We start from the raw sequence: 14,091 nt of genomic DNA, 5'->3' as shown, positions 1-14,091 counted from the left end.
CGCAATGTTAAAATAGCGTTATTTATTAGCCAGCTATTTACTTGCTTATTTCCGCACTTCTCGCCAGACTATCGCCTCCAAAACGGGAGGGATTCATGGTTTTGCATTCCACACGCTGGCTGGCGCTCAGCTACTTCACCTACTTTTTTAGCTACGGTATCTTTCTGCCTTTCTGGAGCGTCTGGCTCAAGGGAATTGGCCTGACGCCCGAAACTATCGGCGTGCTGCTCGGCGCGGGGCTGGTGGCGCGTTTTCTCGGCAGCCTGCTGATTGCACCGCGCGTCAGCGATCCCTCGATGCTCATTAAGGCGGTGCGCGTGCTCGCGCTGCTGACGCTGGTCTTCGTCGCCGCGTTCTGGTTCGGCCATCAGTTCGCCTGGCTGATGGTAGTGATGGTGGGCTTTAACCTCTTTTTCTCGCCGCTGGTGCCGCTCACCGACGCGCTGGCGAACACCTGGCAAAAGCAGATCACCATGGACTACGGCCGCGTACGTTTGTGGGGCTCCATCGCCTTCGTCATCGGCTCCGCGCTGGTGGGGAAACTGGTCAGTCTGTACGACTATCGGGCGATTCTGGCGCTGTTGAGCCTGGGCATCGCCTCTATGCTGCTCGGCATGTTGTTGCGCCCCTCGGTAATGCCGCAGGGGGAAAGTCGCCAGCAGGAGAGCGCCGGATGGCCCGCCTGGCGAGCGCTGGTAGCCCAGAGCTGGCGCTTTCTGGCCTGCGTCTGTCTGCTGCAGGGGGCGCACGCCGCCTACTACGGCTTTAGCGCCATTTACTGGCAGGGGGCAGGGTACTCCGCCTCGGCGGTGGGCTATTTGTGGTCCCTCGGCGTTGTGGCGGAAGTGGTCATCTTCGCGCTCAGTAAAAAACTCTTTCGCCGCTTCAGCGCTCGGGATCTGCTGCTGCTTTCCGCCGTCTGCGGCGTGGTGCGCTGGGGGATCATGGGCTGGACCACCGAACTGCCGTGGCTTATCGTTGCGCAGATCCTCCACTGCGGCACCTTCACCGTCTGCCACCTGGCGGCCATGCGCTATATCGCCGCGCGTGAGGGAAGCGATGTGATTCGCCTGCAGGCGGTCTATTCTGCGGTGGCGATGGGGGGCAGTATCGCGATCATGACGGTGTTCGCCGGATTCCTCTATCAGCATCTGGGACACGGCGTTTTCTGGGTAATGGCGCTGGTGGCGCTACCCGCAATGGTGCTGCGGCCTAAGGTTACCGCTTCAGCCTGATTCCAGCATCTTACGGATCTGCTGCTGCTGATGCGGCGTCAGCGCTTCTGCGGCGTGTATCAGCGGCGGTGAGAATAGAGGTAGCGGCGTGGTGTAAGGCGTAACGACCAGCGCCACGCCACGCGTGGCCCCTTCCTGTTGAAAGGTCTCCATCGGCACAGGTTTAATATTCAGCGGCAGCAGCGTCAGTTCGCGCAGCTGCTGTTCTATCTCCTGTTCCAGCTCGTGGTTACTCCCCACCAGTAAGAGTATCTGCTTTTCGTGTAAGTCATTTTCCTGCATCAGCCACGCGCCAAAAATCACCGCCACCAGCCCGGCCTCTTCTTCGGAGAACGTCACCCCGTACTCCTCCTCAAAATCGTGCAGGGCATCGCGCGTCGTACGCATCAGGCGAGGGTAAAGACGAGCGAACTCGTCCGGCAAAGTGTTATCAATGCCAATAGCAAAGAGACAACGGTTCAGCGCCTGAGCAAGGTGAATATACAGTTGCGCGTTCAGTCCCTGTTCGTCGTTGAATTGCACCCCGCCCATTTCGCGAAAACGCAGTACCAGGCGAGCAATCGCCAGCCGCAGCTGCTGATTTTGCTGGTGGTTGTCGCGGACCGGGTCGGGCAGATGCACCATCGAAAAGAGCAGAGCCATAAACAGCGACTCGGTGAGCGGCGCATCCTGGCGCACGCGTCGCTGCCAGTGTCGGCCAATCTCCTGTGCCAGCTGATACTCGGCGCAGGTTTGCACCCAGCGCTGCTGGATCGGATTAAATTCCGGGGCGATGCCCGCATGATGTTGCAAAAGGCAATACTGCAAATAGAGATGCAGGAACTGTACGTCGCGACTCTCAAACCGTTTTTGCAGACGGCGGGCGCAGAGGTTGATCAGCGCGTGAAGATTGGTGTCGTCGTACAACGTACGCAGGATCCCTTGCTGTTTCAGCTCACGTTTGAGGGCGGGCAGGAAGTGCCGGGAAATATAATCAGGGCACAGGCGTAAGCCGCGTCTCAGCCAGTGCAGCAGGCAGAGGCGTTGATTGAGCGTTGTACCTTCGATCCGGTAGCAGCCGTCAGGGCCAGAAATGATGCTCAGTCGATGATAGCGTTGGATTTCACGTTCCGTCTCGGTGATATCTTCCCGGGCAAGCTCATCATCGACGCCATTAAGCGCGCTAAATGTTTCCGCAGTGGCAATCTGCCCCGGCTGGAAAAGCGTCAGCAAAACCTGGCAACGGCGCTGGGGAGCAGAAAGTACAGATGGCGGAGCAAGCGTTGGCATCATCTGTCGAACCTCCCGAATGAGTGTTTGATAAGGATAGCTAAAGTTTTTCCATAATAATTACGAATGAAATGCTTTAGGTCAGGATTGCGGGTGGCGGTCACAGAATTTTTAACGTACAGGGGGGCAGGAAAGAGAGAAACGCAGCGCCTGAAGCCGATTTCATGCTCTTTTATCGTTCGGTTATCCGGACGAAGCCCCGCGAAAGCCGACGGGGCGGAGGAATTAAGGCGTCTGGCGTAACGTTAACCCAACGTCGCCGCCGGGATGTACCGACAGCAGCGTCTCCTTCGAGTAACCGCTTTCGCTCATCAGGCAGGCGCAGGCGGCGTCGAAAATCGCAATCACCAGCATAATGGAGGTGGTCGCCAGCATGTTGAGCGGGTCAGCCTCGCGCTTTACGCCCGTTGAAATGACCAGCCGGGCGGCCCGGGCGATGGCGGAGTCGCCGTTTTCAGTGACGCTGATGAGCGGCACGTTTTTCGCCGCGACGCCTGGCAGCAGGCGCGTCAGCTCATCTGAGTTCCCGCCGCGGGAGATCATAATGACCAGATCGTCCGCGCCCAAAAAACCCAGGTCGCCGTGCGCGGCGTCGGTGGCGTTAAGGTAGATCGCCGGACGCTCAACGCAGGCCAGCATATGGGCGATTTTACGCGCCGCGATGCCGGAGGTGCCGACGCCGGTTACCGCGATTTTACCGCGACAGCCGCGCAGCTCCGCCATTAACGCCTGCCACTGCGCCTCGTTCAGATGATCGGCCAGTCCGGCCAGCGCCTCGCTGTAAAGCGTCCAGGTGGCGGTGGCCTGTTGCCATGCGCTGCTCATGACGCCTCCTGCATCAGCTGGCGGTACTTCATATGATCCTGGTACATCTCATGGAACACCTGATATTTACGGTCGTAATAGTGCTTGATGCGGTTGGTCTGTGGGGTCACCGTTTTCCCGATCCGGCTCATGGCCGACATCGCTTCAGGGAAGGTCTCAAAAACGCCTGCCGCGATAGTGCCCATCATCGCGCCACCCAGCAGCATCGCCTCGCTCTCTTCCGGCAGCAGCATCGCGCAGCCGGTGGCGTTAGCGTGCTCCTGTACAAAGACGGGGTTTTTGGTGCCGCCGCCGCTGGCCATAATGGTGTCGATACTGTAACCGCTCTGGTTCATGGTCTCGATGATATGGCGCGTTCCCAGTGCGATAGCCTGTATGGTTGCCAGATACTGTAACGCCATATCTTCCGGTGTACGCGAAAGCTTCAGCCCGCTTATCACTCCGGTGAGGGTGGGGTTGGCGCGCGGTGAACGGTTACCGTGGAAGTAGGGCAGGATGTGCATATCGCGGGTTAAAAAGGCGATATTCTCCGGCTCGCCCGCCATTTTGCGTAGCAGCGCGTTAAGCACTTCGTAAATGGTTTGATCCTGGGATTTCGCCTGCGCCAACAGCGTCTCGTAGCAGGGGTGCGACTGAATGATATGGTCGATTAACGCGCCGGTGGCGGATTGTCCGCCTTCGTTCAGCCAGTATTCCGGCAGCACCGCCGAGTAGTACGGCCCCCAGACGCCGCTGATAAAGCGCGGTTCTTTGGAGATCGCCATATGGCCGGTCGAGGTGCCGCCAATCAGGGCTATCCGGCGGTCGAAATCGGCCACATCCCCCGAGACGCCGCTGGCGCCCAGCGTACCCAGCGTACCGGCATGGGCGTCGATTATCGACACGCTTACCGCCGTCCCCGGAATCAGTCCCATCTCGCTGGCGGCGCGCTGGCTCAGGCCGTGGCCGAGCGGTTCGCCCATTGTTTTAACATAGCGGCCAATTTTGGCGGCATCGTGTTCCAGCAGATCGTCCAGCCCGATCTCGCGAAAATAGCTGGCATCCCATTTGTCCTCGTGGCCCATGTAGGTCCATTTGCAGACCGTGGAACAGAGCGAACGGGTATCGTCGCCGGTGGCGCGCCAGGTGAGAAAATCGGGCAGATCAAAATAATAGCCTGCGTTTGCCCAGGTGTTCGGCATGTGCTGTTTCAGCCACAGCAGCTTTGGCGTCTGCATTTCCGGGGAGATAATCCCGCCGACGTAGTCCAGCACCCGATGGTGCATAGCGTTGATGCGTTCCGCCTGGGTGATGGCGCGGTGATCCATCCAGACAATGATATTCTGCTCGCTGCGCCCGGACGGACTGATGGTCAGCGGTTTACCCTCTTTGTCGAGCACTACCAGCGAGCAGGTCGCGTCAAAGCCCAGCCCTTTTACCTGGATAGGGTTGATATCCGACTGGTTAATCGCATCGCGAACGGCGTTGCAGACCGCCAGCCAGATATTGTCTGACGACTGTTCGACGAAATCGGCCTGCGGACGATAAATCTCAATCGCGCGGCTGGCCTGTCCAACCATTCTGCCGTTGAGATCAAAAACCCCTGCGCGGGCGCTACCGGTTCCTACATCCACACCAATAAAATAACTCGCCATCTTTTTTCTCCTGAAATCAGGCTTTACGATTCTGTAATGCGATAAAGAGGATGAGCACCGCGCCCCAGAGCGCCATCGTCAGATAGCTGCTGATCCCCAGCAAATTAAAGCCGCTCTCCAGCATTTGCAGCACCACCAGCGCCAGCACCAGGCCGATAATGCGCCCAAAGCCGCCGTCCGGGTTAATGCCGCCCAGCACCGAGGCGAGAATGGTTACCAGCAGGTACGACTCGCCGTATCCGGCTTTCGCCGAGTTGAACTTGGCCATCATTAAAATTGCCGCCACCCAGCCGAGCAGGGCGGAAATGACATAGACGGAGATCTGCACCCGCACAGTGTTTACGCCGCTGTAGCGGGTTGCCTGTTCGTTAGAGCCCATCAGATACAGGCTGCGCCCCAGCGTGGTGTGCTCCAGCAATACCCATAGCAGCAGGGCAACCAGCAGGAACAGCACCAGGGCAACGGGGACACCTGCGAAGGTGGCGTTACCGAGATACTGTATCGCCGCCGGGAAACCGGAAATCACCGTGCCGTTGGAAAGTAAAATGTTCAGCCCGGAGAGCAGCGTCATGGTGCCCAGCGTCGCCAGAATGGGCGAGACGCCAACCCAGGCGATGAGCGCCCCGTTTACCGTGCCAATCGCCACGGCCACCGCGGCGCCAGCCAGCAGCGCCAGCGCCAGAAACAGCGGGTTGTCCGGATGGCTGACGATGATGGACGCCATCACCAGCGAACAGGCGTTAGCCCCGGCGATAATTGACAAATTAATGCCGCCGGTGAGCATGGTCATTCCCATGCCGAGCGCCAGCATCCCCAGGATTGGCAGCTGCGAACCGATAGACTGGAAGTTGGCGACGCTGAAAAAGCGGTTTCCCAGCAGCGCGGCAAAGATCAGGGCCACGACAATAATAATGACGCACTGCAGGCGAATGATGGCATCCCCGGGTAAAACGCGTGCTATCGTTTTCATCTTAAAGCTCCCTTGCCAGTTTGCGTTTTTCATTCCAGGCCGTGGCGCTGATGCTGACCAGGATAATGGCGCCGCTGAAAACGGTGTGCCAGTAAGATGAGACGCCGAGCAGCGTCAGGCCATTTTGCAAAAAGGCCAGCAGGATCACCCCCAGCAGCGTGCCGGTCAGCGTGCCGCGTCCTCCGCTCATGCTGGTACCGCCCAGCACAACTGCCGCCAGCACCGTCAGCTCAAAGCCGAGCAGCGAGTTTGGTGCCACCGACTGGGTGATCTGCGCCTGCACGACCGCCGCGACCCCGGCCAGAATCCCCATGTAGCCGTAAACGTAAAAATGCAGCTTCAGCAGGTTCATGCCGAGACGCGAGGCCGCGTCACGGTTGCCGCCCATCGCGTAAATCTGTCGGCCCAGACGGGTAAAATTCATCAGCACGGCGGTAAAGAGAATCACTGCCGCCAGAGACAACAATGGCAGGGTCAGCCCGTAGTCATAACCGTCGGCGGCGGTAAACGAAAACCAGTTAATGCCGTTCATAAACCAGTCCGGGAAGCCGTACAGCCAGGTGCCTTTGGTGGCGTAAACCAGCAGACCGTAATAGAGGTTGAGGGTGGCGATGGTAATGATGATTGCCGGTACGCGCAGCCAGTAGACGAGGAAACCGTTGATAAGTCCAAGCAGCAGCCCGACGGCGCAGGATATCGCCAGGGCCAGCATAAAGTTGCCACCGTGGGCGATGACCCAGCTTGCCATCGCGTACTGCGCAATAGCGGTCATTGCCGGAAACGAAATATCGATACCGCCGGAGATCAGCACCACAAACAGCCCGCAGGCAAGGATGCCGAGGATCGCGTAGCTGGTGGCGACATCCGTCAGGTTGCCTAACGTCAGAAACTCATCGGTTTTGATGCTCAGCCCGACCGCCAGCGCAACGACCAGCAGGCCGAGCCAGAATTCATGGTGTCCCGCTAAGCGGGAGAGACGATTGTTATTCATGGATGACCTCGACCACCTCAGCAATATCCTGTTCAGAACAGCGATGCGGGTTAAACTCCGCCACCAGCCTTCCGCGGCGCATCACCAGCACACGGTGGCTGTTGTAATAGGCTTCCGGGATCTCATCGCAAATCATTAGCACCGCCATTCCCTGCTCCGCCAGGTCGCGGGCGATCTGGTAGATCCCTTCTTTATTGGCGATATCCACCCCCACGGTGGGCGAATCGAGGATCAGAATGCGCGGGTTGGTCGCCACCCACTTGGCAATGGCGATACGCTGGGCGTTACCGCCGGAGAGCGTTTTTACCGGCAGCTGCGGATCGGAGACCTTAATGTTCAGTTCGCGGATGAGAGCGGCGACCAGCTTTTGCGCTTTGCCGTGATCCAGCAGGCCGCTGCGCGTATGCAGTTTGTCGTAGACCGTGACGATAGTATTGTCATAGATCGACTGCTCCATGATTAGCCCCTGGGTCAGGCGATCTTCAGAGACATAGCCGATCCCGTGGCGGATGGCGTCATGGTTATTGCGCAGCCGGACCGGCTGGCCGTTGATCCAGATTTCACCGCTTTCCGGCTGGGTCATGCCAAACAGGCTCAGGCATAGCTCGGTGCGCCCGGCGCCGAGCAGGCCGACAATCGACACGATTTCGCCGCTGCGCAGCGACAGGTTAATGTCCTGATATTTTCCACGACGGCTCAGGTTGCGCAGCTCCAGCATCGGCTCCTGCTCAAGCGGGGGTTTTTCCGGGAGCGGACTGTAATGAAAGCGCTGGCCGGTCATCAGAAACGCCAGTTCGTGGCTGTCGAGTTCGCTTGCCGGATACGTGCCTACCAGCCTGCCGTCACGCATCACGCTGATGCGATCCGCTACCTCCATCACCTCATCGAGGCGGTGGCTGACAAACACCACGCAGATGCCGTCTGCTTTCAGTTCATTGACTACCCGCAGCAGGCCATTAACTTCCTGACGGGTCAGCGAGGCGGTAGGTTCATCCATAATCACCAGCCGCGCATCGGCGGCGATGGCGCGGCAAATCGCCACCAGCTGGCGATCGGCAATAGAGAGCTTTTCGACTTTTTTATCCGGGTCGATGGTTACGCCAATGCGCTGCATTGCCGCCAGCGCCTGCTGTTTCATCGAGCCGCGGCGCACCCAGATATCGCCGCCGGGGAGATAGCGGTTGACGGCGATGTTCTCCGCCACGCTGAAGTTAGGGAACAGGGATAAATCCTGATAGATCACCTGAATGCCGTAATGCGAAGAGAGCTGCGGTGAAAGATGGTGAAACAGCTTGCCATCCAGCAGGATCTGCGCCCCTTTTTCCGGCTGATAAACGCCGGAAATCACTTTAATGATGGTGCTCTTTCCGCAGCCGTTCTGTCCTGCCAGACAGTGAACTTCGCCTTTTTTCAGCGTCAGATTGACGTTATCCAGCGCCAGCACGCCCGGGAATTGCTTACTAATATTCTCAAGAGTGATAAATGCGGTGGTGTCTGTCATGGACAATACCCCTGCGAGCGCCCCGCAGGGCGCTGAGTGTTGATTTTTATTGATAGCGCCGCTCAGATGAACGGCGTTGGTTTTTCCTGGCGTGAGCAGCGAGCCTTAGAAACCGAGCGATTGTGCGTTGTCTTTAGTGACTTCGAGGATCTTGTTAAAGCGGATCACTTTCTTATCCATGTCGACATCGGCTTTCCCTAAGCCCTCAATGGTCAGGTCCGGCGTCACCTCTTTACCCTGCAGCAGCTGGTCGGCCACCGTGACCAGCGCGTAACCGGCATCTTTCGGGTCCCACAGCATCACTTTCTTAACGTCACCGCGCATCAGATAGGGGGCGGCCTGTGCCGGCATGGCGATACCCACCACGGCGATTTTATTTTTCGCCCGTTTTTTCTGTACCGCCTGACCTGCACCTATCGGACCCAGCGAGCCAAAGCCGATAATACCTTTCATCTGCGGGTAGGTTTTCATCAGATCCAGCGTCGTGGCGTAGGATTTATCAATGCTCTCCGCCACCGGCAGGCGCGAAGTGACTTCAAACATGTCAGGGTATTTTTCTTTCTGATACTTAATGGCGTAGTCGGCCCAGGCGTTGTGCAGCGGTACGGTCAGCGAACCCACATAAATGGCGTAGCCGCCTTTACCGCCCATCTCTTTCGCCAGTTCATCGACGTTGGCCTGCGCGTACTTCTCGCTGTCAATGGTTTCGATATCCCACTGGCCGATCTGCTGGTCCGGAGATTCGTGGGTCAGAACGACAATGCCCTTATCGCGCGCTTTTTTCAGAACTGGCTCAAGGACCTTCGCATCATTTGGCACCACGATGATCGCGTTTACATTCTTGGCAATCAGATCTTCAATCACCTTCACCTGCTGAGCGGGATCGGGCGTTGACGGACCGGTCTGGTAAGCGTTGACGTCGAGCTTTTTAGCCGCTTCATTGACGCCGGTTTCCATGCGGTTGAACCATGGAATCCCCGTCACTTTTGCAACTACTGCGATTTCATATTTTTCTGCCGCAAAGGACGTGCCGGACAACATGCATGCAGAAACCAGAGTGGCGCTGAGTAAGGCGAGTTTGAATTTCATCGTTGTTCCTTTTGTAGGGACCAGGGCATGTCACGACAGGAGATTAGCAACGAAGGGAAGAGGCGATGAATCGTAAGTTTTATAAATGTGATAAAAGCCCGTCAATGTTAATTTTTAGAAAAATATAAGTTAAATTTATGTTTAATTTTATGTAATTCAACATTTCTGGTAACCATAAATGTTAATTTTAACTTGATTAAGAAACTATTTATTAACATATTTGCATCATTTTGTGGTTGCCGCAGGATGAATTGGCTTCAATGAGCGGCGCAGCCTTCCCGGGAAATGCGAGAAATGAGAACTGAATCGAGAAAGGAAAACGGCGCTCAACTTTACCAATTTCTTTGCTATTCTCTCGGCAAGTTTTGCCACGCCCTTAATCCGTGGCTTGTATCTCTATCCTGAGGATGAGCAACTGATGTCTCTGGTTAAACGCAGCGCGCTGGCCTGCCTGATGCTTTTTATGACCTTCTGCGCGGGTGCGCATCCTCATAGCTTTATTCGCCTGCAAACGGAGGTAGTGAGCGAAAACGATCGCCTGGTGGCGTTAAACATGCGCTGGACGATGGATGAGCTCACCTCGGCCGACCTGCTTTACGATGCAGGAGAGGCGAAACCCGGCTCAGAGGTCTGGAAGAAGCTGGCGGCGGAGGTCATGGCGAACGTGCTGGGACAGCATTACTTCACCGAAATGTGGCATAACGGGCAGCGGGTCAGGTTTCAAAATCGGCCCGGGAAATACGCTATGGCGCGTGAAGGGCATCAGGCGGTGCTCACCTTTACCCTGCCGCTCGCTGAGCCACAGCCGCTGAGCGGGCAAACCTACACCTTTTCCACCTTCGATCCTACCTACTACGTGGATATGAGCTACGAAGAAGAGCGCGACGTCTCTTTGTCGCCGGCGATGAAAAAGCAGTGCCGTATGACGCTGCATACTCCAACGCCCAGCGAAGAATCCCTGAGCTTTGCTCAGTCGCTGGATAAAGAGGACGCGCCGCCAGAAGATATGGAGCTGGGTAAACAATTTGCGCAAAAGGTCACCCTGACATGTCAGTAATTTCACACTATCGGCTCCCCGCGCGCCGCTGGCTGCATCTCTGGCCGCTGGCGCTGTTTCTGGCGCTGGGGGCTGGCGCAGCGCTCTGGCTCTGGCAGGCGTGGCCGCAGGTTATGATGAAAAGCATTCTCTGGCAGCGGGAGGTCAACCAGCAGATGAGCGGCCTGCTGAAGGCGGTGGCGGAGGATCCTGCCCGGGCGGGCGGATCGCTGCTGATCTTTAGTTTCCTTTATGGTCTGCTGCACGCCCTCGGGCCGGGGCACGGTAAGATTGTTATTACAACCTGGCTTGCCACCCATCCGGCGAAACTGAAATCAAGCATTGGCCTGACCCTGGCCTCCTCGTTATTGCAGGGGCTGGTGGCGATCGCGCTGGTTGTAGTGGTGCTTACGCTGCTGCAACTGCCCGCCCGCCAGCTTCATCTTAGCGGTTTCTGGCTGGAGAAGGGGAGCTATGCGCTGGTGGGCGTGCTGGGGCTGCTGCTCTGCTGGCGGGCGCTGAAAAAGCTGTGCTCGCTGTTGCGCAGGCCCACGTTTACATCCTTTACGCCGCACCATGTGCATGACGCCCGCTGCGGATGCGGTCATCAGCATCTGCCTTCACCGGAGCGGCTTAAGGAGGGTGATGACTGGCGTGCGCGCCTGATGATTATTCTCTCGATGGGGATGCGCCCCTGTTCCGGCGCGCTGATGGTGCTGCTCTTCAGCAAGGTGATTGGCGTATTTTACTGGGGGATGGCTTCCGCGCTGGCGATGGCGGCAGGCACATCGCTCACCATTACCGCGCTGGCTCTGCTCGTCCACAGCTTTCGTTCGCTGGCCATCAGGCTCAGCGGCAAAAAAGCGCCGGTATTATGGCGGCAGGTGGGATGGTCAACGCTGGCGTTAGCGGGAGGCGTAATTTTAGTGGGTGCGGCGGTGGTGATGTGGCTCGGTGCGGTGCCGCCAGGAAGGGGGCTGAGGCCGTTTTGAAAAAATGCCGGAGGGGGGCCTCCGGCATATATACGATTAACGCTTCAGCGCTTCGCTCAGTTCGTCACGCATATTGGCCAGCATCGCTTTCACCACGCGCGGGTTACCCGCCACGATGTTGCCGGTCATCATGTAGTTATGACCGCCGGTGAAGTCGCAGACCAGAGAGCCTGCTTCACGGGCAATCAGCTCGCCTGCGGCAAAGTCCCACGGCTTCAGGCCAATCTCAAAGTAACCGTCAACGCGGCCAGCGGCCACGTAAGCCAGATCCAGCGCGGCGGAACCGGTACGGCGGAAGTCCGCGCATTCGGTAAAGAGTTTACCCAGAATGTTCATATAGGCAGTGGCATGCTGCTTCGCCTTAAACGGGAAGCCGGTCGCCAGAATGGTGCCGTCGAGATCGCGGGCGTTGCTGCCGCGCAGACGGTAGCCGTTAAGCTGCGCGCCCTGACCGCGGGTAGCGGTGAAGAGTTCGTTACGCATTGGATCGTAAACAACGGCAACCTCAGTACGGCCTTTAATGCGTACTGCGATAGATACCGCGAAGTGCGGCAGACGTTTAACGAAGTTGGTGGTGCCATCCAGGGGATCGATAACCCATTGAACATCCTGATCGCTACCTTCATGTTCACCGCTCTCTTCGGTGATGATGGTGTGCTGCGGGTAAGATTTGCGGATTGTTTCGATAATAATCGCTTCGGCGGCCTTATCGACGTTGGTCACGAAATCATTGCTGCCTTTCTGGCTGGTTTCTACGGTGTCAGGCGTTTCGTAGTGTTTGGCAATTACATTACCCGCCTTGCGCGCTGCGCGCACGGCGATGTTCAGCATCGGATGCATCGGTCTCTCTCACTGGATGTTAAAGAACGGGAAAACGGCGCAGAGTATAGCAGCGAGATCGGAATATGTCTCACGTTTATGGTAATATCCCCCAATATTCTTCAGACACCGCATTCAGAAACAATAAAACTATGCTGCAAAACATTCGAATCGTGCTGGTCGAAACATCGCATACCGGCAATATGGGCTCCGTGGCCCGTGCTATGAAAACCATGGGTTTAACGAATCTGTGGCTGGTCAACCCGCTGGTCAAACCGGACTCCCAGGCGATTGCCCTGGCGGCGGGGGCCAGCGACGTCATTGGCAACGCGCATATCGTCGATACGCTTGATGAAGCGCTGGCGGGCTGTAGCCTGGTGGTGGGCACCAGCGCCCGTTCACGCACGCTACCCTGGCCGATGCTCGATCCGCGCGAATGCGGAATCAAAAGCATCGCCGAGGCGGAACACGCGCCGGTGGCGCTGGTATTTGGCCGCGAGCGCGTAGGGCTCACCAATGACGAGCTGCAAAAATGTCACTACCACGTGGCGATTGCCGCGAACCCGGAATACAGCTCGCTGAACCTGGCGATGGCGGTGCAGGTGATCGCCTACGAAGTGCGCATGGCGTGGCTGGCGTCTCAGGAGAGCGGTGAAAAAAGCGCTCAGGAAGAGGAGACGCCATATCCGCTGGTGGACGATCTGGAGCGTTTTTACGAGCATCTGGAACAGACGCTGCTCTCAACCGGTTTTATCCGTCCTAACCACCCCGGTCAGGTAATGAATAAGCTGCGCCGTCTCTTCACCCGCGCGCGCCCGGAAAGCCAGGAGCTGAACATCCTGCGCGGTATGCTGGCCTCGATAGAGCAGAAGAATAAAGAGTAGCGGTATCTGCCCGCCGGGTGCTGCTGCGCTTACCTGGCCTACAAAACCCGTAGGCCCGTGCAAGCGCAGCGCCGCCGGGCAAAAGGATACGGCACAGAAGGTTAAATACCTGACTAAAACAGTCAAGTAAATAGTTGACCATTTTAGTCAGGAATGTCAGACTTGGCCCTGCTATGCGATACCCCATTTTACAATAATAAACCCCGGGCAGGGGCGAGTTTGAGGTTAAGTAAGACATGAGACTGACATCTAAAGGGCGTTATGCCGTAACCGCGATGCTGGACGTTGCGCTCAACTCCGAAGCGGGCCCGGTTCCGTTGGCTGATATTTCTGAACGTCAGGGAATTTCCCTCTCTTATCTGGAACAGCTGTTTTCCCGCCTGCGTAAAAATGGGCTGGTTTCCAGCGTACGTGGTCCGGGCGGTGGTTATCTGCTGGGTAAAGATGCCGGCAGCATCGCCGTTGGCGAAGTGATCAGCGCGGTTGATGAATCCGTTGACGCGACCCGTTGCCAGGGTAAAGGCGGCTGTCAGGGGGGCGATAAGTGCCTGACCCACGCGCTGTGGCGCGATCTGAGCGACCGTCTGACCGGTTTCCTGAACAACATCACGTTAGGTGAACTGGTAAATAACCAGGAAGTTCTGGATGTCTCTGGCCGTCAACACAGCCATGATTCCCAACGTAATACCCGCGCGCAAGACGCTATCGACGTTAAATTACGCGCGTAATAAAACGATAAGTATTTCAGAATCAGGCCGGGACGCGCCGCGTCCCGTGTACTCGGTCGTACATCCAGCCGGTTGCCTGATTCCTTGCATTGAAGCGATGTACGGAGTTTAAAGAGCA

Annotated in this window: 13 protein-coding genes; 5 read left to right on the top strand and 8 right to left on the bottom strand. The window is 57.3% G+C overall.

The features are described 5' to 3' along the window. Positions 1-95 precede the first annotated feature (95 nt). A complete protein-coding gene (locus BN3796_RS19485) occupies positions 96-1,235 on the top strand; it encodes a 3-phenylpropionate MFS transporter (RefSeq protein WP_061709994.1) in 1,140 nt (379 codons plus the stop codon). Here BN3796_RS19485 and csiE read toward each other — a convergent pair. From csiE to BN3796_RS19450, 7 genes are all read right to left on the bottom strand, one after another. Beyond that, a complete protein-coding gene (csiE, locus tag BN3796_RS19480; protein ID WP_061709993.1) occupies positions 1,227-2,507 on the bottom strand; it encodes a stationary phase inducible protein CsiE in 1,281 nt (426 codons plus the stop codon). The two genes, BN3796_RS19485 and csiE, sit on opposite strands and share 9 nt — an antisense overlap. A gap of 222 nt (positions 2,508-2,729) precedes the next feature. Beyond that, entirely contained in the window at positions 2,730-3,329 is a 600-nt protein-coding gene (locus BN3796_RS19475; protein ID WP_061709992.1) for a KpsF/GutQ family sugar-phosphate isomerase, read from the bottom strand. Then, the gene (locus BN3796_RS19470) at positions 3,326-4,963 is read right to left on the bottom strand and encodes an FGGY-family carbohydrate kinase (protein ID WP_061709991.1); all 1,638 of its coding nucleotides are present in this window, start codon (positions 4,961-4,963) and stop codon (positions 3,326-3,328) included. The genes BN3796_RS19475 and BN3796_RS19470 overlap by 4 nt, the downstream gene beginning before the upstream one ends. Before the next feature lie 16 nt (positions 4,964-4,979). Then, positions 4,980-5,933: an ABC transporter permease gene (locus BN3796_RS19465; RefSeq protein ID WP_061709990.1), complete on the bottom strand. Its 954-nt coding sequence runs from the start codon at positions 5,931-5,933 to the stop codon at positions 4,980-4,982. 1 nt (position 5,934) lies between these two features. Then, positions 5,935-6,924 (bottom strand): ABC transporter permease, encoded by a 990-nt coding sequence (locus BN3796_RS19460; protein ID WP_061709989.1) that lies wholly within the window; start codon positions 6,922-6,924, stop codon positions 5,935-5,937. Then, the gene (locus BN3796_RS19455) at positions 6,917-8,425 is read right to left on the bottom strand and encodes a sugar ABC transporter ATP-binding protein (RefSeq protein ID WP_061709988.1); all 1,509 of its coding nucleotides are present in this window, start codon (positions 8,423-8,425) and stop codon (positions 6,917-6,919) included. The genes BN3796_RS19460 and BN3796_RS19455 overlap by 8 nt, the downstream gene beginning before the upstream one ends. Positions 8,426-8,530: 105 nt before the next feature. Then, entirely contained in the window at positions 8,531-9,514 is a 984-nt protein-coding gene (locus BN3796_RS19450) for an autoinducer 2 ABC transporter substrate-binding protein (RefSeq protein WP_061709987.1), read from the bottom strand. 418 nt (positions 9,515-9,932) lie between these two features. Here BN3796_RS19450 and BN3796_RS19445 point away from each other — a divergent pair, with 418 nt between their 5' ends. Next, complete coding sequence (locus BN3796_RS19445; RefSeq protein WP_061709986.1) at positions 9,933-10,571, top strand: DUF1007 family protein; 639 nt, start codon at positions 9,933-9,935, stop codon at positions 10,569-10,571. Further along, positions 10,562-11,542, top strand: coding sequence for a nickel/cobalt transporter (locus BN3796_RS19440; protein ID WP_061709985.1), 981 nt, complete (start codon positions 10,562-10,564; stop codon positions 11,540-11,542). The genes BN3796_RS19445 and BN3796_RS19440 overlap by 10 nt, the downstream gene beginning before the upstream one ends. A 36-nt stretch (positions 11,543-11,578) precedes the next feature. Here BN3796_RS19440 and suhB read toward each other — a convergent pair whose 3' ends face one another. Beyond that, positions 11,579-12,382 (bottom strand): inositol-1-monophosphatase, encoded by an 804-nt coding sequence (suhB, locus tag BN3796_RS19435; protein WP_061709984.1) that lies wholly within the window; start codon positions 12,380-12,382, stop codon positions 11,579-11,581. A gap of 131 nt (positions 12,383-12,513) precedes the next feature. Here suhB and trmJ point away from each other — a divergent pair, with 131 nt between their 5' ends. Further along, the gene (gene trmJ, locus BN3796_RS19430; protein WP_061709983.1) at positions 12,514-13,245 is read left to right on the top strand and encodes a tRNA (cytosine(32)/uridine(32)-2'-O)-methyltransferase TrmJ; all 732 of its coding nucleotides are present in this window, start codon (positions 12,514-12,516) and stop codon (positions 13,243-13,245) included. 236 nt (positions 13,246-13,481) lie between these two features. Beyond that, positions 13,482-13,973, top strand: a complete 492-nt coding sequence (gene iscR / locus BN3796_RS19425) for a Fe-S cluster assembly transcriptional regulator IscR (protein ID WP_061709982.1) — start codon at positions 13,482-13,484, stop codon at positions 13,971-13,973. Positions 13,974-14,091 lie beyond the last annotated feature (118 nt).

It is taken from the genome of Pseudenterobacter timonensis, assembly GCF_900021175.1.
Lineage (GTDB): Bacteria > Pseudomonadota > Gammaproteobacteria > Enterobacterales > Enterobacteriaceae > Enterobacter > Enterobacter timonensis.
Note: the sequence above shows the minus strand (reverse complement) of the source record. Positions and strands in the feature narration are given on the sequence as shown.

What these genes read in the sequence shown, in the direction of transcription:
- BN3796_RS19485 (WP_061709994.1), top strand. Translation starts at nt 96, where the DNA reads ATGGTTTTGCATTCCACACGCTGGCTGGCGCTCAGCTACTTCACCTAC.
- csiE (WP_061709993.1), bottom strand. Translation starts at nt 2,507, where the DNA reads ATGATGCCAACGCTTGCTCCGCCATCTGTACTTTCTGCTCCCCAGCGC.
- BN3796_RS19475 (WP_061709992.1), bottom strand. Translation starts at nt 3,329, where the DNA reads ATGAGCAGCGCATGGCAACAGGCCACCGCCACCTGGACGCTTTACAGC.
- BN3796_RS19470 (WP_061709991.1), bottom strand. Translation starts at nt 4,963, where the DNA reads ATGGCGAGTTATTTTATTGGTGTGGATGTAGGAACCGGTAGCGCCCGC.
- BN3796_RS19465 (WP_061709990.1), bottom strand. Translation starts at nt 5,933, where the DNA reads ATGAAAACGATAGCACGCGTTTTACCCGGGGATGCCATCATTCGCCTG.
- BN3796_RS19460 (WP_061709989.1), bottom strand. Translation starts at nt 6,924, where the DNA reads ATGAATAACAATCGTCTCTCCCGCTTAGCGGGACACCATGAATTCTGG.
- BN3796_RS19455 (WP_061709988.1), bottom strand. Translation starts at nt 8,425, where the DNA reads ATGACAGACACCACCGCATTTATCACTCTTGAGAATATTAGTAAGCAA.
- BN3796_RS19450 (WP_061709987.1), bottom strand. Translation starts at nt 9,514, where the DNA reads ATGAAATTCAAACTCGCCTTACTCAGCGCCACTCTGGTTTCTGCATGC.
- BN3796_RS19445 (WP_061709986.1), top strand. Translation starts at nt 9,933, where the DNA reads ATGTCTCTGGTTAAACGCAGCGCGCTGGCCTGCCTGATGCTTTTTATG.
- BN3796_RS19440 (WP_061709985.1), top strand. Translation starts at nt 10,562, where the DNA reads ATGTCAGTAATTTCACACTATCGGCTCCCCGCGCGCCGCTGGCTGCAT.
- suhB (WP_061709984.1), bottom strand. Translation starts at nt 12,382, where the DNA reads ATGCATCCGATGCTGAACATCGCCGTGCGCGCAGCGCGCAAGGCGGGT.
- trmJ (WP_061709983.1), top strand. Translation starts at nt 12,514, where the DNA reads ATGCTGCAAAACATTCGAATCGTGCTGGTCGAAACATCGCATACCGGC.
- iscR (WP_061709982.1), top strand. Translation starts at nt 13,482, where the DNA reads ATGAGACTGACATCTAAAGGGCGTTATGCCGTAACCGCGATGCTGGAC.